This window comes from Actinoplanes xinjiangensis (genome assembly GCF_003148685.1).
Lineage (GTDB): Bacteria > Actinomycetota > Actinomycetes > Mycobacteriales > Micromonosporaceae > Actinoplanes > Actinoplanes xinjiangensis.
The window spans coordinates 363,515-384,268 of record NZ_QGGR01000003.1 but is presented as its reverse complement, the minus strand read 5'-3'; the positions used below and the strand labels follow the sequence as shown (position 1 = coordinate 384,268).

Annotated in this window: 17 protein-coding genes and 1 pseudogene; 9 read left to right on the top strand and 9 right to left on the bottom strand. The window is 71.4% G+C overall.

The genetic code is table 11. The annotated features are described in order from the left end of the window. Positions 1-84: 84 nt before the first annotated feature. Positions 85-4,896: pseudogene (locus tag BC793_RS08620) on the top strand (NAD-glutamate dehydrogenase); the annotation flags it as partial. 616 nt (positions 4,897-5,512) lie between these two features. Here the strand turns inward: BC793_RS08620 and BC793_RS08615 are convergent. Continuing rightward, positions 5,513-7,201 (bottom strand): glycoside hydrolase family 3 protein, encoded by a 1,689-nt coding sequence (locus BC793_RS08615; protein WP_109591031.1) that lies wholly within the window; start codon positions 7,199-7,201, stop codon positions 5,513-5,515. 170 nt (positions 7,202-7,371) lie between these two features. Here BC793_RS08615 and BC793_RS08610 point away from each other — a divergent pair, with 170 nt between their 5' ends. From BC793_RS08610 to BC793_RS08600, 3 genes are all read left to right on the top strand, one after another. Then, the gene (locus tag BC793_RS08610) at positions 7,372-8,550 is read left to right on the top strand and encodes an ROK family transcriptional regulator (protein WP_109591029.1); all 1,179 of its coding nucleotides are present in this window, start codon (positions 7,372-7,374) and stop codon (positions 8,548-8,550) included. A 198-nt stretch (positions 8,551-8,748) separates the two neighbouring features. Continuing rightward, positions 8,749-9,564 (top strand): ABC transporter ATP-binding protein, encoded by an 816-nt coding sequence (locus BC793_RS08605; protein WP_239169714.1) that lies wholly within the window; start codon positions 8,749-8,751, stop codon positions 9,562-9,564. Beyond that, positions 9,564-10,457 (top strand): ribokinase, encoded by an 894-nt coding sequence (locus tag BC793_RS08600; protein ID WP_109591027.1) that lies wholly within the window; start codon positions 9,564-9,566, stop codon positions 10,455-10,457. The genes BC793_RS08605 and BC793_RS08600 overlap by 1 nt, the downstream gene beginning before the upstream one ends. A gap of 32 nt (positions 10,458-10,489) precedes the next feature. Here BC793_RS08600 and BC793_RS08595 read toward each other — a convergent pair whose 3' ends face one another. Genes BC793_RS08595 through BC793_RS08580 form a run of 5 tightly spaced genes read right to left on the bottom strand, consistent with a single transcriptional unit; the run spans position 10,490 to position 12,811 of the window. Next, positions 10,490-11,143: a methyl-accepting chemotaxis protein gene (locus tag BC793_RS08595; RefSeq protein ID WP_275416084.1), complete on the bottom strand. Its 654-nt coding sequence runs from the start codon at positions 11,141-11,143 to the stop codon at positions 10,490-10,492. A gap of 17 nt (positions 11,144-11,160) precedes the next feature. Continuing rightward, on the bottom strand, positions 11,161-11,409 hold the full coding sequence (locus BC793_RS50180) for a hypothetical protein (RefSeq protein ID WP_146246207.1): 249 nt from the start codon (positions 11,407-11,409) through the stop codon (positions 11,161-11,163). Continuing rightward, complete coding sequence (locus BC793_RS08590) at positions 11,406-11,948, bottom strand: PAS domain-containing protein (protein WP_109591025.1); 543 nt, start codon at positions 11,946-11,948, stop codon at positions 11,406-11,408. Before BC793_RS08590 ends, BC793_RS50180 begins: the two co-directional genes overlap by 4 nt. A gap of 51 nt (positions 11,949-11,999) precedes the next feature. Beyond that, positions 12,000-12,353: a DoxX family protein gene (locus BC793_RS08585; protein ID WP_109591023.1), complete on the bottom strand. Its 354-nt coding sequence runs from the start codon at positions 12,351-12,353 to the stop codon at positions 12,000-12,002. Next, complete coding sequence (locus tag BC793_RS08580; RefSeq protein WP_109591021.1) at positions 12,350-12,811, bottom strand: DUF6232 family protein; 462 nt, start codon at positions 12,809-12,811, stop codon at positions 12,350-12,352. Before BC793_RS08580 ends, BC793_RS08585 begins: the two co-directional genes overlap by 4 nt. 82 nt (positions 12,812-12,893) lie before the next feature. Between BC793_RS08580 and BC793_RS08575 the strand changes: the two genes are divergently transcribed. Together BC793_RS08575 and BC793_RS51145 are read left to right on the top strand one after the other, a co-directional pair. Continuing rightward, positions 12,894-13,667, top strand: a complete 774-nt coding sequence (locus tag BC793_RS08575; RefSeq protein ID WP_109591019.1) for an enoyl-CoA hydratase/isomerase family protein — start codon at positions 12,894-12,896, stop codon at positions 13,665-13,667. A gap of 42 nt (positions 13,668-13,709) precedes the next feature. Beyond that, positions 13,710-16,058 (top strand): Hsp70 family protein, encoded by a 2,349-nt coding sequence (locus tag BC793_RS51145; RefSeq protein WP_239169713.1) that lies wholly within the window; start codon positions 13,710-13,712, stop codon positions 16,056-16,058. Positions 16,059-16,061: 3 nt separating this feature from the next. Here BC793_RS51145 and BC793_RS08565 read toward each other — a convergent pair whose 3' ends face one another. Genes BC793_RS08565 through BC793_RS08555 form a run of 3 tightly spaced genes read right to left on the bottom strand, consistent with a single transcriptional unit; the run spans position 16,062 to position 17,163 of the window. Beyond that, complete coding sequence (locus BC793_RS08565) at positions 16,062-16,397, bottom strand: PLDc N-terminal domain-containing protein (RefSeq protein ID WP_109591017.1); 336 nt, start codon at positions 16,395-16,397, stop codon at positions 16,062-16,064. A 38-nt stretch (positions 16,398-16,435) separates the two neighbouring features. After that, positions 16,436-16,789 carry a DUF202 domain-containing protein gene (locus BC793_RS08560; protein ID WP_109591015.1) on the bottom strand — a complete coding sequence of 118 codons (354 nt, stop codon included), beginning with the start codon at positions 16,787-16,789 and terminating at the stop codon, positions 16,436-16,438. After that, on the bottom strand, positions 16,789-17,163 hold the full coding sequence (locus BC793_RS08555) for a YidH family protein (protein ID WP_203896043.1): 375 nt from the start codon (positions 17,161-17,163) through the stop codon (positions 16,789-16,791). Before BC793_RS08555 ends, BC793_RS08560 begins: the two co-directional genes overlap by 1 nt. Before the next feature lie 412 nt (positions 17,164-17,575). Between BC793_RS08555 and BC793_RS08550 the strand changes: the two genes are divergently transcribed. The 3 genes from BC793_RS08550 to BC793_RS08540 all read left to right on the top strand — a co-directional run bounded on the left by BC793_RS08550 (position 17,576) and on the right by BC793_RS08540 (position 20,705). After that, entirely contained in the window at positions 17,576-18,352 is a 777-nt protein-coding gene (locus tag BC793_RS08550) for an electron transfer flavoprotein subunit beta/FixA family protein (RefSeq protein WP_109591011.1), read from the top strand. A 20-nt stretch (positions 18,353-18,372) separates the two neighbouring features. Beyond that, positions 18,373-19,305, top strand: coding sequence for an electron transfer flavoprotein subunit alpha/FixB family protein (locus BC793_RS08545; RefSeq protein ID WP_109591009.1), 933 nt, complete (start codon positions 18,373-18,375; stop codon positions 19,303-19,305). 224 nt (positions 19,306-19,529) lie between these two features. Beyond that, positions 19,530-20,705, top strand: a complete 1,176-nt coding sequence (locus BC793_RS08540) for a cysteine desulfurase family protein (protein ID WP_109591007.1) — start codon at positions 19,530-19,532, stop codon at positions 20,703-20,705. Positions 20,706-20,754: the final 49 nt, after the last annotated feature.

The following is a 20,754-nucleotide window of genomic DNA, read 5'->3' as shown; positions in this document are numbered from 1 at the left end:
GGGTGAGGGGAGCGCCGGAACATGGCTGTCGCCGACGAGGCAGCGACCGATTCTGATCAGACCGCGTTGTTGGTTGACGAGGTGCCGAACGCCGAGCGGCTGGTGGCCCAGGCGGTCGAGCGGGCGGGCGGGGACCACAACACCGCCTCGCTGGTGGGCCGCTTCTGGCGGTTCGCACCCGACGAGGAACTGATCGGATACACGCCCGACGAGATGTATGCGGCGGCGGTGGAGCACCGCGAGCTGGCCCGCAATCGTCTGCCCGGTGAGCTCAAGCTCGCCATCACCGAGCCGAGCGGCCCGCAGGCGCACAGCGTCCTGCGGATCGTGACCGACGACATGCCGTTCCTGGTCGACTCGGTGATCGCCCTGCTCACCGCCCACAATCTGCAGGTCTACCTGATGGTGCACCCGTTGATCGTGGTGCGCCGTGAGCCGCTCGGTGCACTCGCCCAGCTGGAGGCGGACGTCGAGGCCGACGACGCCATCGAGGGCGACCTGGTGGAGAGCTGGATCCGGATCGAGATCGACCCGGTGCGCCGTCCGGAGGCCCGCGAGCAGCTGCTCAACGAGGTGCGGCGGGTGCTCACCGACGTGCGCGACGCGGTCGAGGACTGGCCGCGGATGCGCCAGCGGGCCCTGGTCATCTCCGACGAGCTGGCCGCCGCCCGCGGCTCGGACCGTGGCCTGCCGGTGCCCGACAAGGACGTCACCGACTCGATCGAGCTGCTCAAGTGGCTCGCCGACGACCACTTCACCTTCCTCGGCTACCGGGAGTACCGGCTGGACGACGGCGTCCTGACCGCGGTTCCGGGCACCGGACTGGGCATCCTGCGCGGGGCGAGCAGGCCGCGCCGGCTGGCCACCGAGATGGCCACCGAGATCTACGAGCGGGCCATGGAGCGACGGCTCCTCGTGATCACCAAGGCGAACTCGAGGGCCACCGTGCACCGGTCGGCCTACCTCGACTACATCGGCGTGAAGCTGTTCAACGACGCCGGCGAGGTGGTCGGCGAGCGCCGGTTCCTGGGCCTGTTCTCCAGTTCCGCGTATCGGACGAGCGTGCGCCATCTGCCCGTGGTCAAGCGCAAGGTGCAGGAGGTGATGGACCGTTCCGGTCTGTCGCCCCGTGGCCACTCCGGCAAGGACCTGCTGCAGATCCTGGAGACCTATCCCCGCGACGAGCTGTTCCAGATCAAGACCGACGACCTGTACGAAGCGGTCATCGGCGTGCTGCGGATGGCCGGGCGCCGGCAGCTGCGGCTGTTCCTGCGGCGCGACGGCTACGGCCGGTTCATCTCCTGCCTGATCTACCTGCCCCGGGACCGGTTCACCACCGGCAACCGGCTGCGTATGCAGGAGATCCTGCTCCGCGAGCTGAACGGCGTCGGCGTGGACTACACGACCCGGGTCACCGAGCGGATGCTGGCGCGGGTGCACTTCATCGTGCGTACCGACCCGGCCGCCCCGCCCGGCCATCTGGAGCCGAACGAGCTGGCCGAGCTGCTGGCCGACGCGACCCGGATGTGGGACGACGACTTCTCCCTGGTGCTGGAGCGCAAACTCGGCGACGAGCAGGCCCGGCGGCTGTTCCTGCGCTACTCCTCGGCCTACCCGGAGAGTTACAAGAACACCCACACGCCGTACGAGGGGATGCAGGACCTCGCGAAGCTGGAGCTCCTGGAGGAGCCCGGTCAGCTGGCCATGCACCTGTTCCGGCGACGGCGGCTGGGCCCGGAGGGCACGCCTACGCCGGACGAGCGTGACGTCCGCTTCAAGGTGTACCGGTACGGCGAGCCGATGATGCTGTCCGCGGTGCTGCCGGTGCTGCACTCGCTGGGTGTCCGGGTCATCGACGAGAGGCCGTACGAGATCCGCCGCGACGACGGCGTCATCCACCTGTACGACTTCGGGCTGCTGCCCCCGAGCGGTCACCGTGAACTGGCCGAGGTCCGCCCGCAGGTGGAGAACGCGTTCGCGGCCGCCTGGCGGGGCGAGGCCGAGGTCGACGGCTTCAACGAGCTGGTGCTGCTGGCCGGCCTGACGTGGCGGCAGGTGGTGGTGCTCCGCGCCTACGCGAAGTACCTGCGCCAGACCGGCAACGTCTTCTCCGAGCGCTACCTGGAGTCGACGTTCACCGCGTACCCGGAGATCGCCGGTCTGCTGGTCCGGCTCTTCGAGATCCGCTTCTCGCCGAACCTCCCGGTCGGCGAGACGGAACGGGCCCGGCAGGCCGGCGAGGTCCGCGACCGGATCACCGACCTGCTGGATCAGGTGGAGAGCCTGGACCAGGACCGGATGCTGCGCTCCTACCTCACCCTGATCGAGGCGACGCTGCGGACCAGCTTCTTCCAGCGCGGCCCGGAGGGGCGGCCGAAGTCCTACGTGGCCTTCAAACTGGACCCGCAGGCCATCCCGGACCTGCCGCAGCCCCGTCCGAAGTTCGAGATCTTCGTCTACTCGCCCCGGTTCGAGGGCGTGCACCTGCGGTTCGGCGCGGTCGCGCGCGGTGGTCTGCGCTGGTCGGACCGGCGCGAGGACTTCCGTACCGAAGTGCTGGGCCTGGTCAAGGCGCAGATGGTGAAGAACTCGGTGATCGTGCCGGTGGGCGCGAAGGGCGGTTTCGTCCTCAAGCAGAAACCGGGCGACCGGGACGAGGCGGTGGAGTGCTACAAGCAGTTCATCACCGCGCTGCTCGACGTCACCGACAACATCCTGGGCGGCAAGATCGTGCCGCCGAAGGACGTGGTCCGGCACGACGGCGACGACCCCTATCTCGTGGTGGCGGCGGACAAGGGCACGGCCACGTTCTCCGACATCGCCAACGAGATCTCGGTCGGCAAGGACTTCTGGATGGGCGACGCGTTCGCCTCCGGCGGTTCGGCCGGTTACGACCACAAGAAGATGGGCATCACCGCCCGCGGGGCGTGGGAATCGGTCAAGAAGCACTTCCGTGACCTGGGCCTCGACACCCAGACCCAGGATTTCACGGTAGTTGGTGTCGGCGACATGTCCGGCGACGTCTTCGGCAACGGCATGCTGCTGTCGCAGCACATCCGGCTGGTCGCGGCCTTCGATCACCGCCACATCTTCCTCGACCCCGACCCCACGGCATCGATGTCGTACGCGGAACGCAAGCGCCTGTTCGACCTGCCCCGCTCCTCCTGGGACGACTACGACAAGTCCCTGATCAGCGAGGGAGGTGGTGTCTACCCGCGGTCGGCCAAGTCGATCCCGGTGAGCCCACAGGTGCGGGAGCGGCTGCAACTGGGCGAGGACGCGGTCATCAGTCCCGGCGACCTGATGCGGGCGATCCTCAAGGCACCGGTCGACCTGTTCTTCAACGGCGGCATCGGCACCTACGTGAAGGCGGCGTCGGAGTCGCACGCCGAGGTCGGTGACAAGGGCAACGACGCGATCCGGGTGAACGGCGCCGACCTGCGGGTCAAGGTGGTCGGTGAGGGCGGCAACCTGGGTCTGACCCAGCGCGGCCGGATCGAGTTCGCCCGCGCCGGCGGCCGGGTGTTCACCGACTTCATCGACAACTCGGCCGGGGTGGACTGCTCCGACCACGAGGTCAACATCAAGATCCTGCTCGGCGGCGCGGTCGTCGACGGCGAGATGACCATCCCGGAACGCGACGAGATGCTCGCCGCGATGACCGACGAGGTCGGCGAGATGGTCCTGCGGGACAACTACGAGCAGGCGATGGCACTCGGCAACGCCCGTTCGCAGGCGCACTCGCTCCTGCCGGTGCACCGGCGCATGCTGACTTCGCTGGAGCAGCGCGGTGAACTGAACCGGGAACTGGAGGCCCTGCCGACGGACAAGGAACTCGCCGTCCGGCACGAGAACGGGGAAGGCCTCACCGCTCCGGAGTTCGCGGTGCTCCTGGCGTACGTCAAGATCAGCATGGAGCGTGAGGTGCTCGCCGACGAGCTGGTCGACGAGGCCTGGACCAGCACGGTCCTCTCCGAGTATTTCCCGACGCCGTTGCGGGACCGCTTCGCCGCCCGGATGGCCGGGCACCGCCTGCGGCGGGAGATCATCTCGACGTCGCTGGTCAACGAGGTGGTCAACCGCGGGGGTACGTCGTTCGTCTACCGGGCCATGGAGGAGAGCGGCGCGTCCGCGGCCGACGTGATCCGGGCCTACGTGGTGATCCGGGACGTCTACGGGCTGCCGGAGATCTGGGCGGCCGGTGAGGCGCTCGACAACGAGGTGCCGACGTCCGCGCAGACGCTGGTCTTCCTGGAGACCCGGCGGCTGCTCGACCGGGCGGTGCGCTGGCTGGTCAGCACCCGCCGCTCACCGATCGACGTGGCCGGCGAGATCGCGAAACTGCGTCCCGGTGTCGCCGAACTGATGCCCCGTCTGCCGCAGGTGATCGTCGGCGGGGAGCGCCGCTCGCTGGAGAACCGGGCCGAGGAACTCGCCGGCAAGGGGGTGCCGGAGAAGCTGGCCGGTGCGGTGAGCCGGGTGTTCTACGGCTTCGGCCTGCTGGACATCCTGGAGACGGCGTCCGCGATCAACCGGGACCCGGGTGAGGTGGCCCAGGTCTACTTCGTGCTCTCCGAGCGGTTCGGGGTGGACGCGCTGCTGTCGCACATCTCCCGGCTGCCGCGCGGCGACCGCTGGCAGACCCTCGCCCGGATGGCCCTGCGGTACGACCTGTATGCCGCGCTGGCCGCCCTGACCGCCGAGGTGCTCCAGTCGACTCCGTCGACGGCGGCTCCGGAGGACCGGGTGTCGGAGTGGGAGCAGGTGAACGCGGCCTCGATCGCCCGCGCGTCGAACGCCATGGGCAACGTGGCGGACACTCCGGCCGAGCTGGCGGCACTGTCGGTGCTGCTGCGCCAGATCCGTACGCTGGTCAAGACCTCGTCGGCAGCCTGATTTTTTGGTGAGCCGGACTTCAACGGGCAGCTCCCGAGGCCCTGCTGAAGTCCGGCTCACCGTCTGCGCCGCGGTTCGAACTGGTCCCGAGCCGAGTTCCGCGACGTTTCCCCAGACCCACCTTCTGGTCATCACGCTAGGTGACGTGGCAGCGCGCAGGGAAGCGGAGCGTAGGCGGATTGACCGTTCGGATGGTCCGGTTCGCCCGGAAGTTTCGCCCATAGACGGACACTCGTGACGTCCGGCATGTGCCTAGTAACGCACCGTGATGCTGCCGCCGGATCCGGCTGGCTCTCACCGCTGTCTCAGCTGCGCTGAAACAACGGTGGCGTCCCGCCGGATCCGGCTGGTTCTCACCGCTGTTTCAGCTGCGCTGAGACAGCGGTGGCGTCCCGCTGGATCCGGCTGGTTCTCACCGTTGTCTCAGCTGCGCTGAGACAGCGGTGGCGTCCAGCCGGCCAGCGGCGAGGGCGTTGACGTCCAGCCGGCCACGGCCGAGCGCGGTGCCGCCCGGTCGGTCCGGGTGGGCCGAGTGCGGTGACGCCCCACCGGGCCGGGCTGGGTCGGGTGCGGCGGCGCCCGGTCGGTCAGGCTGAGCGCGGTGACGTCCGGCCGGTCAGGCTGAGCGCGGTGACGTGCGGCCGGTCAGGCCGAGTGCCTCGGCGGCGGCGCGGCTGTTGGCGAGACTGGCACCGTGCGTGATCACGAAGGCGTCCACGCCGGCCGGGCGCCACACTGAGGGCCAGCCCATCTCGACCACGCCGACCGGGCGTTCCGCGGCCAGTTTCTCGATCAGGGTCCGGGCCGCGGGGGAGTTGTGCAGGCGGCGGCCGACCAGCACGATCGGCCGGTCCCCGGCACGCTCCGTGATCGACTCGACGGTGGTGTCAGCGGCCACCAGCTCGATCTCCTCGGTGCTCGCCAGGTGCGGCGCGAGTCCCCACGGCACCTTGCCCTCGGCGATCGAGTAGCCGGCCACGAACCGCACCACCAGCGGATTGCGCAGCCGGTCGTCCGATCCCTCGAACCGCATCCCCTGGCGGGCCGCCTCGACACCCAAGGCGAGATCGGGCCGGGCCGTTTCGGTCGTCGCGATGGCTGCGCCGAAGCCGGACGGGTCGCTGACGATGGGTGTGTCGGAGCCGGACCGGTCGCTGACGGTGAGGATGGGTACGCCGAAGCCGGACCGGTCGCTGCCGGTGGGGGCGGATGCGTCGGAGCCGGGCCGGTCACTGACGGTGAGGATCGGTGCGCCGGTGCCGGCCCGTTGGTCTTTCGGCGACGACGCGGCGGCGGCCGCCGTGGTCGGCATGCTCCAGGCGGCCAGCGCGGCGTTGCGTTCGGCCGCGTCCTCGAGCCGGTCGAGGCTGAGCCGCCCGTCGCCGGTGGCGGCCGCGATCTCGGCGGCGATCGCCTCGACCAGTTCCCGGTCGACGACCGCGCCGATGCAGAGCAGGTCGGCACCGGCGGCCAGGGCGGCGACGGCGGCCCGCGGGATGCTGCCGGCCGCACCGGCCGCGCCCCGCATCTCCAGCGCGTCGGTGACGATCACGCCGCGGAAGCCGAGTTCGTGGCGGAGCAGTCCGGTCAGCGCGGTCCGGCTGAAGGTGGCCGGGCCGTCGCCGGTCAGCTGCGGCACCCGGATGTGGGCGCTCATCACCGACTTGACCCCGGCCTCGACGGCGGCGGCGAACGGCGGCAGGTCCCGGGAGCGCAGCAGGGACAGCGGCACGTCGACGGTCGGCAGTTCGAGGTGGGAGTCGGTGACGGTGGCCCCGTGCCCGGGGAAGTGTTTGGCGCAGGCGGCGACCCCACTGGACTGGAGGCCGGTGACGGCGGCGGCGGTGTGCCGGGCGACCAGCTCCGGGTCGGCCCCGAACGACCGGGTGCCGATGATCGGGTTGTCGTCGGCGGTGTTGACGTCGACGGTCGGCGCCAGGTCCAGGTTGATCCCGGTGGCGGCCAGGTCGGCGCCGATCGCGGCGTACACCCGGCGGGTCAGGTCGAGGTTGCCGGCCGCGCCGAGGGCGGCGTTCCCGGGGTACGCGCTACCGGTCCGGTGCCCGAGCCGGGTGACGTCGCCACCCTCCTCGTCGATCGCGATCAGCACGTCCGCGCGGGCGGACCGCAGCTGGGCGGTGAGATCGGCGACCTGACCGGGATCGACCACGTTGCCACCGAACAAGGTGTGCCCGGCCAGCCCGTCGAGCAGGAGATCGCCGGCCCACGGCGGCACGGTCGCGCCGGGAAACGCGGCGAGCAGGGTGCGCAGGGCCAGTCGGCGGAGGCCGGGGTCGATCGCCATGGTGTCCTTCCGATGACGCAACTATGGCCGCACGTGGCCCGGAGCTGCCATGATCGCTCGGAGTCGATAGCCACCTTGCGGTCCGGCGACATTGCCTACCGTTACGCTGCGGCTGCGTGTCGTGCGTCGACACTAACAGGAAAGAATCCTTAGTATTAGGGGACTATGTTATGGCCGCCACTCGCCTTCCGGGCACGCCCCGGTTGCTGCGCGCTCTCAACGACCGCGCCGCACTGGATCTGCTGCTCACCCGAGGCCCGCTCACCCGGGCCCAGCTCGGCGAGATGACCGGTCTCAGCAAAGTCACCGCCTCCCAGCTGGTGGAACGCCTGGAGGAGCGCGGACTGGTCCGCCGGGTCGGTGAGCAGGCCGGCGGTCGCGGCCCGAACGCACAGCTCTACGCGGTCACCCCGGGCAGCGCCCACGTCATCGGTGTCGAGGTCGGGCCGGACGGCGTGGTCGCCGCCTGCGCGGACATCGCCGGAACCGTGATCAGCCGGGTCGAGCAGAGCACCAAGGACACCGACGATCCGGTCGGGGTCGTACACAACGCCGTCGTCCAGGCCGCCGGTGAAGCCGGCGCCGACATGTCCTCGGTGCGCCGCGTCGTGCTCGGCACCCCCGGCCTGGTCGACCCGCAGTCCGGTGAGATCTCGTTCGCTCACGACCTGCCCCGCTGGCATCGCGGCCTGCTCGCCGACCTGCGCCGCGACCTCAACATCCCGGTCTTCTTCGGCAACGACGTCAACCTGGCCGCCGTCGCCGAGTCGAGCACCGGCGCGGCCACCGGCGTGACCGATTTCGCCCTGATCTGGATCGGCCGGGGCGTCGGCCTCGCCACGGTCATCAACGGCCGCCTCCACCAGGGTGCCACCGGAGCCGCCGGGGAGATCGGCTACCTGCCGGTCGGTGGCGCCGAGGTGCCCCACAACGCCTCCCGCCGCGGCGTGAAGGGTGCGTTCCAGTCGATCGCCGGTGCCGACGCGGTCAAGGCCATCGGCAAGCAGTTCGGCTTCCGCGGTGCCGAGGCCTCCGACGTGGTCCGCGCCGCCGTCGCCGCCGGCCCGGCCGGTGAACCCGTCCTCGACGAACTGGCCCGCCGGCTGGCCCTCGGCGTGGCCGCCACCTGCGCGGTCCTCGACCCGCCGCTCGTCGTGCTGGCCGGCGAGGTCAGCCGGGCCGGCGGTCCCGCCCTCGCCGAACGGGTGGAACGCGAGGTCGCGGCGATCACCCTCGTCTCGCCCAAGGTCGTGGTGACCGGCGTGGCCTCCGAGCCGGTCCTGCACGGCGCCCTCCGCACGGCCTTGGACGCCGTCCGCGACGAGGTCTTCGGCTCCACCACCGACTGACAGAAGACACCGGCTGGCTCTCACCGTTGTCTCAGCTGCGCTGAGGCAACGGTGGCGACCAGCCAGGTAGGTTCGGCTGGCTCTCACCGTTGTCTCAGCGCAGCTGAGACAGCGGTGGGGACCAGCTGGTTTCCCCCGCGGGGGCGGGTCACCGGCACGCCGTCCGGCTGCCGGGAGCGGACGTGGTTGGATGGACGCGTGCGCGAGGCTGCCGTATCCATTCCGCCCGACGAGGACACCGTCATCGCCTTCGACCGCGTCAACGTGGTGCGCGGTGGAAATTACCTGATCCGCGACCTGTCCTGGCAGGTCGAGCTGGACGAGCGGTGGGTGGTGCTCGGCCCGAACGGTGCGGGCAAGACCACCCTGCTCAATCTGGCGTCCGCCCGGATGCATCCGACGCGGGGAAACGCGTATGTGCTGGGCGAGAAACTGGGCCGGACCGACGTGACCGAGCTGCGGACCCGGGTCGGCATGACCACCGGCCGGTTCGCCGATCAGGTCCCACCGTCCGAGCGGGTGCTCGACGTGGTGGTGACCGCCGCGTGGTCGGTGGTCGGCCGCTGGCGGGAGAGCTACGACCCGCAGGACGAGGCGCGGGCCCGGGAGCTGCTCGACCAGCTCGGCATCGGGGCGTTCGCCGACCGTGAGTTCGGCACCCTCTCCGAGGGGGAGCGCAAACGCACCCAGATCGCCCGGGCGCTGATGACCGACCCCGAGCTGATGCTGCTCGACGAGCCGACCGCGGGCCTCGACCTGGGCGGCCGGGAGACGCTGATCGGTCACCTCACCGAGCTGGCGCTCGACCCGGACGCCCCGGCGATGGTGCTGGTCACCCACCACGTCGAGGAGATCCCGCCGGGCTTCACCCACGGCCTGCTGCTGCGCGAGGGCACGGTGGTCGCGGCCGGTCTGCTCGCCGAGGTGATGACCGCGGAGAATCTGACGAAGGCCTTCGGGCTGCCGCTGATCGTCGACCGGTTCGGCGATCGGTACACCGCACGGGCCGGCTGATGCCGACCCGGGTCGTCGTCGTGGGCAGCGCGAACATGGACCTGGTCGGGCTGGCGCCGAGCCTGCCCCGGCCGGGGGAGACCGTGCTCGGTGACGACTTCGTGATGACGCCCGGCGGCAAGGGCGCCAATCAGGCCATCGCCGCCGCGCTGGCCGGCGGCGAGACGGTCTTCCTGGGAGCCATCGGCTCCGATGCCTTCGGCGTCACCCTCAACGCGCGGTTGGCGGCGGCCGGCGTGGGCGTCGATCTGGTACGGACCAGCTACGGCTCGTCCGGGGTGGCGGTCATCATGGTGGACCGTGCCGGCGAGAATTCGATCCTGGTCAGCCCGGGCGCGAACCGCAGCTTCGTCGGGCTCACCGACGAGGAGTCGGCCGCCGTCGCCGCCGCTGACGTGCTGCTCTGCCAGCAGGAGATCCCGATGGCCACGGTGCAGGCCGCGCTGCGGGCCGGCCGGGCCGCCGGGACGAGGACCATCCTGAACGCGGCACCCGCCCGGGTCCTGCCGTCCGGCCTGCTGGACGAGGTGGACCTGCTGGTCGTCAACGAGACCGAGGCCAGGGCCATCACCGGCGGCGACGATCCGGACGTCAAGGCGCTGCTCGCCCTGGTGCCGCGGGTGGTGCTGACGCTCAGCGGCAACGGCTCCCGCTACGCCGACCGGGACGGCGCCGACGTGCACGTCCCGGCGTTCCGGGTCGAGGTGGCCGACACGACGGCAGCCGGGGACGCCTTCACCGGCGCCCTGGCCGTCGCCTGGGGTGAGGGCCGCGACCTGATCGACGCGGTCCGCTGGGCCAACGCCGCCGGAGCCGCCTGCGTGCGCCGTGTCGGCGCCAGCAACGCCCTCCCCACCCGCGCCGACATCGAGGCCCTCTACAGCCGGCCCTGATCACGATCCGGCCGGGGTGCGGAGCCGGAGGATCAGGATTCGCGGATCGTGGTGACGAACCGCGACACCTCGGCCCGCAGCACTTCGGCGAGTTGTGACAGCCCGGCGTTGTCGGTGTGCCGGCCGCCGTCGACGGCCAGCGCGATGCCCTCGACGAGCCCGCTCATCTCCCGGATCCGATTGGTCACCGCTTCCAGGACGGCGATCGCGTCGGCCGCCGACTGCTGCACTGTGTTGACCTGGCTCATGATCTCCTCGCTGGAGGCGCTGGTCTCGTTGGCCAGGTTCTTCACCTCGTTGGCGACCACGCCGAAGCCGCGCCCGGCCGAGCCGGCGCGGGCCGCCTCGATCGTCGCGTTCAGAGCGAGCAGCCGGGTCTGCGCCGCCACCTGGTTGATCAGGTCGACGGCGTGCCGGATCTCGTCCGACGAGGTGCGCAGGGACGACACCGTGCCCAGGCCGCGCTCGGCGTCGGCGACCGCGACCCGGGCGAAGTCGGCGAGCCCGTTCGCCGACCGGCCCATTTCGGTCGCGGCCGTGGCCACCTGTTCGGAAACGGTCAGCACCGCCGACTCCAACTCGTCGGCGAGCGCCTGCCGCTGCCGGGCCGCCTCCGCGAACTGCGCCGCGGTCCGGCTCATCACCTGGTTGGAGTGGGTGATCTGCTCGGCCGCCGCCCGGTACACGCCGTCCAGCCCCTGGGTCAGGAACCGCCGGTGGAACCGTCCCTCGAGGCGGCCGCCGAGGCGGCTCCGGCCTCCCGGACGAACGCGTCCACGTGATCGAGCAGCCCGTTGATCGCGGTCCGGATCCGGGTCGCCCGCTCCGAGCCGCTGATCAACGGGACCCGGGCCTCCAGGTCGCCGTTCAGGGCCCGTTCGCAGACCTCGGTGACCAGCCGCACCGCCTGATCAAGAGCGGCCATGTCGACGCTCTCCGGCTTCGGCTTCATCGCCCGCTGCCGTCGGTGATCTGCCAGACCAACTCGTCGTACGTGACGCCACGCTCGTCGAGCATCCGCTGTAGTGCGGCGATCCCGGCGGCGACCGCGTCGGGGGTACGGGACTGCCGGCGCTCCTCCTCCAGGAGCCGGCGGTAGACCTCGCGGATCGCGGTGACCGACGACTGTGCCGGCCGGCGCCGGTTGGAGTGATAACCGAGCAGCCGCCCGGCCCTGTCGAAGGAGGGTGTGACGTGCGCGAACACCCAGTAGTGCGCGCCGTCGGCGGCGAGGTTCAGGACGTAGGCGAAGATCTCCCGCCGCTGTTCCAGGGTGTCCCAGAGAAGCTTGAACACGGCCCGCGGCATGTCCGGGTGCCGGATCAGGTTGTGCGGGCTGCCCACCGTCTGCGCCTCCGGCAGGGCGGAGACGCGGAGAAAGACGTCATTGGCGTACGTGATGACCCCGCGCGGATCGGTCTTGGACACGATCAGCTCGTTCTCGCCGAAGGTGCGCTCGACACCGGTGGGCCGTACCTCGGTGGCTCTCATGATGCCCTGATCGTCGCCAATCGGGGCGTTTCATGCCTGGAATTCGCCGAATCAGCGGGCCACCCGCAGTGCCCAGGCGATCAACGGAGCCTGGAGCGGCAGCCGCCCGAACGCGATGGCCCGTCTCGCCGGCGGCGCGTGCCGCCAGTCCACCGCCATCTTCACGTTCGCCGGGAACACCGCGACGAACAGCGCCGCCGCGGCCAGCGCACCGGCCCGGCGGGTCCGCGGATGCGCGACGGCGGCGGCGATCGCCAGCTCGGCGGCCCCGCTCAGGTACGTCCACGTGCGCGGTGAGCCGGGTAGTGCTCCCGGCACGATGCCGTCGAACGGGTTCGGCGCCACGAAATGCAGCACGCCCGTGGTCGCCAGCAGCCCGGCCAGCCCCGCGGCGTCCCGCCTCACCGGCGCACCGCCGGCTCCAGCGCCCGCTGCAGGGCCCGGTAGATCCGGCCGAACCGTTGCGCGTTGTTCGTCCGCATCAGCAGGACGTCTCCGCCGCGGACCCGGCCCCAGATCTCCAGGGTGCGGGTGCCGCGGTCGTACGACCTGTCGACGCTCTCCAGGATCAGGTCGGCGACCGGCACCACGGCCAGCCCGACCAGGAGACCGCCGACGACCATGGCCACCGTGGTTCCGAGTGGTGCGTCCATCAGCACGGCCACCAGCACGGCGAGCGCGCCCACCATCAGCGGTAGCAGCACGGCGAGCCCGAGAGCGCCGCGCCACGCGATGACGCCCCAGGACCGGGCGCCCTTCGTGTACCAGACCTGGATCAGCTCGGGCAGCCGGAACTCACGGCCGTTCATCCAGACGCCGGACGATGTGATCAGCACTTCCGGATCCCGGTAGTACGTGGTCATCTTCTTCCTCCCCAGGGGGACCAATCTAATGCCTACCCGTCGTAGGCTGGCGGCGAAACGACTCGATGACGAGGAGGTCCGGGTGGGCGAGTTCGTGCGGCTCGAAGTGGCGGACGGCATCGGCACGATCCGGCTCGAACGGCCACCGGTGAACGCGCTGAACACCCAGGTCCAGGAGGAGTTGCGGACCGCGGCGCAGCAGGCGTCGGACGACGCGTCGGTGCGGGCGGTGGTCGTGCACGGCGCGGGGAGGCACTTCGCCGCGGGCGCCGACATCACCGAGTTCACCAGCGTGACTTACCAGGAGATGGTGGCCCGGACGCATGCGCTGTCCGGTGCGTTCGACGCGGTCGCCCGGATCCCCAAGCCGGTGGTCGCCGCGATCAGCGGATATGCGCTGGGTGGCGGCTGCGAGCTGGCGCTGGCCTGCGACTGGCGGGTGATCGCCGAGGACGCGAAGCTCGGCCAGCCGGAGATCAAACTCGGCATCATCCCGGGCGCCGGCGGCACCCAGCGCCTGGCCCGGCTGATCGGCCCGGCCAAGGCCAAGGATCTGATCTTCTCCGGCCGGATGGTGGACAGCGCGGAGGCACTGCGGATCGGCCTGGCCGACCGGGTGGTCCCGGCCGCCGAGGTGTACACCGCGGCCGTCGAGCTGGTCCGGCAGTACACGACCGGCCCGGCCCTGGCGCTGCGCGCGGCGAAACAGGCCGTCGACGGCGGCCTGAGTGTCGACCTCCCGTCCGGCCTGGCGCTGGAGTCACACCTGTTCGCGGGCCTGTTCGCCACCGACGATCGGCTCGAAGGGACTACCGCGTTCGTCGAGAAGCGGGCCCCCAAGTTCACCGGCAGGTAGTGGATCGCTCGGATGCGGGCAGTCATTGCCTAGACTGCGGGCATGCCCATCGACCAGGGTGGTCCGAAGCGGTACGCCCTCGGCGTCGACTTCGGCACCTCCAACACCGTCGCCGTGGCGCGATGGCCGGACGGCCGCTCCCGGCCGATCCTCGTCGACGGTTCTCCACTGCTGCCGTCCGCCGTGTTCGCCGACGCCGAGGGCAATCTGCTCGTCGGCCGGGATGCCGTGCACAGCGCCCGCCTCGACCCGGCGAAGTTCGAGCCCAACCCGAAACGGCGGGTCGACGACGGCCTGGTGCTGCTCGGTGAGCGTGAGTTCGAGATCGTCGATCTGATCGCGGCCGTCCTGGCCCGGGTCGCCGAGGAGTGGCACCGCGCGGTCGGGCCGTATCGTCCGGAAGTCACCCTCACCTGCCCGGCCAGCTGGGGCGCGACCCGCCGGACGCTGCTGGCCGAGGCCGCCGCCCGGGCCGGTCTGGAGGGCGCCCGCCTGGTCGCCGAGCCGGTCGCCGCGGCCACCTACTTCGCCGAGGTCCTCGGCCGGGACGTGCCGATCGGTTCGGTCGTGATGGTGCACGACTTCGGAGCCGGCACCTTCGACACCAGCGTCGTCGCCCGGACCTCCTCCGGGTTCGAGGTGCTCGCCGTCGACGGCCGCGACGATCTCGGCGGCCTGGACGTGGACGCCGCGGTCGTCGAGCACCTGCGCACCGACGAGTGGGCCCGGTTGATGGAGCCGGCCACCGTCGAGGAGCGCCGCGCCCGCCGCCAGCTCTGGGACGACGTGCGGATCGCGAAGGAGCGGCTCTCCCGCGCCCAGTCCGCTGATTTCGTGGTGCCGCTGCTCGACGTCGAGGCGCACCTCACCCGGGAGGAACTGGAGACGGTCGCCCGGCCCGTGCTGGAGCAGACGGTTCAGATCACGCAAAATCTCCTGCGCTGGGCCGATCTGCCGGACGGCCGGCTCGCCGGGGTCTTCCTGGTCGGCGGTGCCAGCCGGATCCCGCTCGTGGCGACGTTGCTGCACCGCGCGCTCGGCGACCCGCCGGTCGTCATCGAGCAGCCCGAGCTGGTCGTCGCCGAGGGCAGCATCCTGGCCGGCGCGGCCCTGCTCAGCACCGAACCGGCCGCACCCGGCCCCACCGAGGAACTGCGCCTGCCGTCGAGGTACCTGTCGTCCGAGGTCGCCGACGAGCCGTCCGGCGACCGCCCGGCATCCCCGCACGCGCCGGCCGACCGGCCGACCATGGTGACCGAGAAGCCGCGGATGGACGACCGGCCCACCGTGGTCGCGTCGAAATCACTCATCGACGACCGCGCGGCGGTGGCGGCCGGGCCGTCGACGGAGGACCGGCCGACGACGGCGCCGGCCCCGAAGCCGGTGCCGGACGACCGGCCCACCGTCGTCGCGTCGAAATCGTTGATGGATGACCGGCCGACCGTGGTCGCGTCGAAATCGTTGATGGATGACCGGCCGACGGTGGTGGCGTCGAAATCGCTGATGAACGACCGGCCCACGGTGGTCGCGTCGAAATCGTCGATGGACGACCGGGCGACGGTGGTCGCGTCGAAGGCGGAGATCGAGGCGGACCGGCCGACCGCGCCGGTGGACCGGCCGCTCCCGCCGCCCGCGACCACGCCGGTGCCGGCCGTGCCGTCCGAGCAGGCCCTGGAGGACCCCGAGCGCCCGGCACCGGCCGCCGCGGGCACCTCGGCCGACGACACGGTCAAGACACCGGCGCGTACGCGGATGGTGCCGGCGCAGGCGGTTCCGGCTCGCGAGAGTGACGTCGACGCGCTGCCGAAACGACAGCCCCGGCCGGACGGCCCGCCGTCCCGCTCCGTCCCGAACCAGAGCCGTGGCTCCGGCCGTGGTCCCGGTCGCCCGTCCCGGCAGGGAGGCCCGGACGCCCCGCCGCACCTGCGCCCGCCGGTGGACCCGTGGCCGCACGCCGCCTCGGTCACCTGGCGTCCCGACCCGGACGCGACGGTGGCCACCAGCCCGCCGGAGTATGAGAGCCGGACGCCCGTACCACCGCAGAGGCAACCCGGGCCACCGTCGCGCCCGCAGCGTGCCCAGCAACCTGTGGTGATCCCGTCCCGTCCGGTCTCACCGGCGGTGGGCTCCGCCCGCCCGGTCTCGCCGCAGCGGGCGACCGCCTCCGTGCCGCAGCAGCCGCAGCACACCCCGGAGCCGGCACTGGTCCACCGGCCGCGCCGGCGTGGCCGTGTGCGGCGCACGCTCCAGGTCCTGATCAGCCTGCTGGTGATGATCACCGTGCCGATCGTGGCGCTGATCCTCGCCTACGGGTACGGCAACAACGCGACGATCGAGCAGGACGCGGTGAACGTCTTCAAGGACATCGCGGATCTGCTCGGCCTCCGCTGACGGTCACGGACGGTCCTGCTGCTCGTCGTCCTGGTGGATGTCGCGTTCCCACTGGGCGAGCAGCTCACGGTCACGGCGCGACTGCTCGTCGTCCATGGACCGCAGGAAATCCGGATCGTCGTCGGGTGAGGCCGGGCGCCGGGACGGCCGGCGGGTGCGATCAATGGGGCGGCCCGCGACGAAATAGAGGATCGGGCCGGCGATCGGGACGAGCAGGACCACCAGGACCCAGACGGCGCGCGGGGCGTGACGCACCCGCTCGGCCGACAGAACGCTGATGAGTGCCAGGACGAGCAGCACGAGCGCCGCCCCGGCCAGGAGGATGAACAACCGGACCATGCCGCAATGATGCCCCGCCCGCGGCGGGACGGCGACGATCAGAGCATGACAACCCAACAGCCGAGCATCGCGAGCGCGGTGACCAGGACGGCGTAGGCCCGGATCGGACGCGGGGCCGGCCCGGGGAAACGGGCCCGCAGATCGCGTGCCCGGTGCAGGGCGATGCCGACGGCGCCCGCCCAGGTGACCATGGACGCCGCCGCGGCGAGCCACTCGGCCGGCCCGGCGCCGGGCCGGAACGCCGGCCGGACGGCGAGCAGCGCCACCACGGCCGCGGACAGTCCGGTACGCCGCCAGGCGAGCCGGGTCCGCTCGGCCGAGGCACCCGGATCGCGGCGCACCTCCCCGCACGCTCCCGGGTCCTGCCGGTGCTCGGCGCAGGGGCCGCTCATCAGAACACCTGGATCAGGACCGCGACGATGAGCACCACCGCACCGGCGGCCACCGCGACCGCCAGCACCGCCGGGAACCGTGACCGCGGCAGATCCGTGCCCAGGCGCATGGCCCGTTCGGTGCGCACCCAGTGGTCGACGGCCCGCAGCGCGACCAGCCCGCCGAGCACCAGCAGCAGGATCGCGATGATCTCCCGCAGGTGGGCGACCGGGAGCGGTGGCAGGAACTGCGCGGAGGCCAGGCCGCCCGCGATCAGGGCCAGGCCGGTGCGGATCCAGGCCAGGAAGGTCCGCTCGTTGGCGAGCGAGAAGCGGTAGTCGGGAGTGCTGCCGGTCTGTGACGTGCCGAACCAATGCCTCAGCTCACCGAACACGCTGCCGATTATTGACCTAATGGGTCAAGAAGGTGGTGCCAGAGATTGCGGACTTCGTCACTCACGCACGCCTCGCGTGGCCGTCCGCACAGGCACCACGGGGAGTCCGGGCCCGCTCGTCCATGGGACTGCGGCTCCAGGGGATCGGGGCGTGAGGGAGTATGGGTCGTGGATGGGCTTGTGCCCTCCACGAGTGAGACGTTTTGACCGGACATGTCTGACACCTCCTCATCGCCCACTGTAGCGATCGAGATCGCCATGCGGGTGAGGTGTGTCACTCTGGGTGGCCGGCAACAGTGAAGCTACTGGCGGGTAACCTGGCTGACATGTCCGCCGCCCCGGCATCGTTCCGGCGCCAAGGACAGGGTCGACCGCAACGGTGCGTTCAATACAGGAGGGTCGTAGGAGCGCGATGAACATCGTCGTACTGGTGAAGCAGGTACCCGACTCCGGTGCCGAGCGCACCCTGAGCGCTGATTTCTCGGTGGACCGAGCCTCGTCGAGCAACGTCATCAACGAGATGGACGAGTACGCCATCGAGGAAGCGCTGAAGATCAAAGAGGCGCACGGCGGCGAGGTGACCGTCCTGACCGTCGGTCCGGCAGGCGCTACCGACTCCATCCGCAAGGCCCTGTCCATGGGGCCCGACAAGGCTGTCCACGTGCAGGACGACGCCCTGCACGGCTCCTGTGCGGTCGCCACGTCCAAGGTGCTCGCCGCCGCGCTGCGCACCCTGAACGCCGACCTGATCCTCAGTGGCGCCGAGTCCACCGACGGCCGTGTCCAGGTCGTCCCGCACATGCTGGCCGAGCTCCTCGGCGTGGCGGCCCTCACCGGCGCCCGCAAGCTCACCGTGGACGGTTCGCAGCTGACCGTCGAGCGGCAGACCGACGAGGGCTACGAGGTCGTCACGGCCGCCACCCCGGCGATCGTGAGCGTGTGGGACACCATCAACGAGCCGCGGTACCCGTCCTTCAAGGGCATCATGGCCGCCAAGAAGAAGCCGGTGCAGGCCCTTTCCCTGGGTGACCTGGGCATCTCCGGTGACGAGGTCGGCTTCGCCGGCGCCACCAGCCAGGTGCTGGAATTCACCAAGCGCCCGGCACGCACCGGTGGCGCCAAGGTCGTCGACGAGGGCAACGGTGGCGAGCAGCTCGTCTCGTACCTCGCCACCGAGAAGTTCGTCTGAGTCTGAGGGGATAGGAAGACATGGCTGAAGTACTGGTCGTCGTCGAGAACGGCGTCAAGAAGGTCACCCTCGAGCTGCTGACGATCGCCCGTGGACTCGGGTCCGTCTCGGCGGTGGTGTTCGGCGACGCCGACACCGCCAAGCTGGGTGAGTACGGCGCCGAGAAGATCTACGCGGCGTCCGGTGAGGACGTCGACGGCTACCTGGTCGCCCCCAAGGCCACCGTGATCGCCGAGCTGGTCAAGAGCGTGCAGCCGGCCGCCGTGCTGCTCGCCTCCACCCAGGAGGGCAAGGAGATCGCCGCCCGCCTGGCGATCAAGCTGGACAACGGCCTGCTCACCGACGCGGTCGAGGTCGCCGCCGACGGCACCGCCACCCAGGCCGTGTTCGCCGGCTCCGCGATCGTCAAGTCCAAGGTGACCAAGGGCCTGCCGATCGTCACGGTCCGCCCGAACTCGGTCACCCCGGTGCCCGCCGCCGCGTCCCCCGCGGTCGAGCAGCTGACGGTCGCCGTCTCCGGGACCGACAAGCTGACCAAGGTCGTCGAGCGGGTCGTCGAGCAGAAGGGCTCGCGCCCCGAGCTGACCGAGGCCGGCATCGTGGTCTCCGGCGGTCGCGGCGTCGGCAACGCGGACAACTTCAAGCTGGTCGAGGAGCTGGCCGACCTGCTCGGCGGTGCGGTCGGCGCGTCGCGTGCGGCGGTCGACAGCGGTTACTACCCGCACCAGTTCCAGGTCGGGCAGACCGGCAAGACGGTGTCGCCGCAGCTGTACGTGGCGCTCGGCATCTCCGGTGCGATCCAGCACCGGGCCGGCATGCAGACCTCGAAGACGATCGTCGCGGTCAACAAGGACGCCGAGGCCCCGATCTTCGAGCTGGCCGACTTCGGCGTGGTCGGCGACCTCTTCAAGGTGATCCCGCAGGCCGCCGAGGAGATCCGCAAGCGTAAGTGAGACAGGCATACGGTCACGGCCCGGCGGTCCTCCGCCGGGCCGTTCCGTTTTCCCCCGGCGGGCGCCCATCGGCCCGGACCACCGCCTGCCCCGCGCGGGACGGACGGGGCGGGACCGATGCGGTCGGGGGCGGGCTGCGGCGTACCGGAGCGGAAGTGTGGTGTTGATCTTTGGGGGAGGACGGGCACCGAAGACGGCGGGCGGACGGCCTAAGCTTGACGGTGATGGCCTACCTTGATCATGCGGCGACCACGCCGATGCTGCCCGCCGCGCTGGACGCCTACGTCGCGGCGGCGCGTGAGCTTGGGAATCCTTCTTCGCTGCATGCGGCGGGGCGGGGCGCGCGACGGCTGGTGGAGGAGTCGCGCGAGCGGGTGGCCGCGGTGCTCGGAGCGCGGCCGTCGGAAGTGGTGTTCACCGGCGGCGGCACGGAAGCCGACAATCTCGCGGCCAAGGGCATCTTCTGGGCACGCCGGGACGCCGATCCGCGGAAGCGGCGTGTGGTGGCCTCGGCGGTGGAGCACCACGCCGTTCTGGACGCGGTCGAGTGGCTCGGGCGGCACGAGGGCGCCGACGTCACGTTGCAGCCGGTGGACGCGGCGGGACGGGTCGATCCGGCCGAGTTCGCCGAGCTGGTGCGGGCGCACGGCGACGAGATCGCGGTGGTCAGCGTGCAGTGGGCCAACAACGAGGTCGGTACGGTGCAGCCGGTGACCGAGCTGGCGGCGATCGCGGCGGGCGCGGGTGTCCCTTTTCACACCGACGCGGTGCAGGCGGTCGGGCAGGTCCCGGTCGACTTCGCGGGCAGCGGGGCCGCGGCGCTGACGCTCACCGGGCACAAGGTCGGCGGGCCGGTCGGGGTGGGTGCCCTGCTGCTCGGCCGGGACGTGCCGTGCACCCCGCTGCTGCACGGCGGCGGCCAGGAGCGGGACGTGCGATCGGGGACCCTGGACACACCCGGTGTGGTGGCGTTCGCCACGGCGGTCGAGGCCGCGGTCACCGAGCGCGAGGAGCACACGGCCCGGGTGGCCGCGCTGCGGGACGACCTGGTGGGCCGGGTGCGGGCCGCGATTCCGGACGCGATCCTCAACGGCGACCCGGACGGCCGGCTGCCCGGCAACGCGCACTTCTCCTTCCCCGGCTGCGAGGGGGACGCGTTGCTGCTGCTCCTGGACGCGCAGGGGATCTACTGCTCGACCGGGTCGGCGTGCTCGGCGGGGGTGGCACAGCCCAGTCACGTGCTGCTCGCGATGGGCGCCGACGACGGGCGGGCGCGGTCGTCGCTGCGGTTCAGCCTCGGGCACGACAGTACGAAGGCGGATGTGGACGCGCTGCTCGTGGCCCTGCCCGGAGCGGTGGAGCGGGCCCGGCGGGCCGGTGCCTGGAAGACGCCGCGCTGACCGGCCCGGCCGTTCGCCGATGCCGCGCTGAACAGGTGCGCACCGGGCC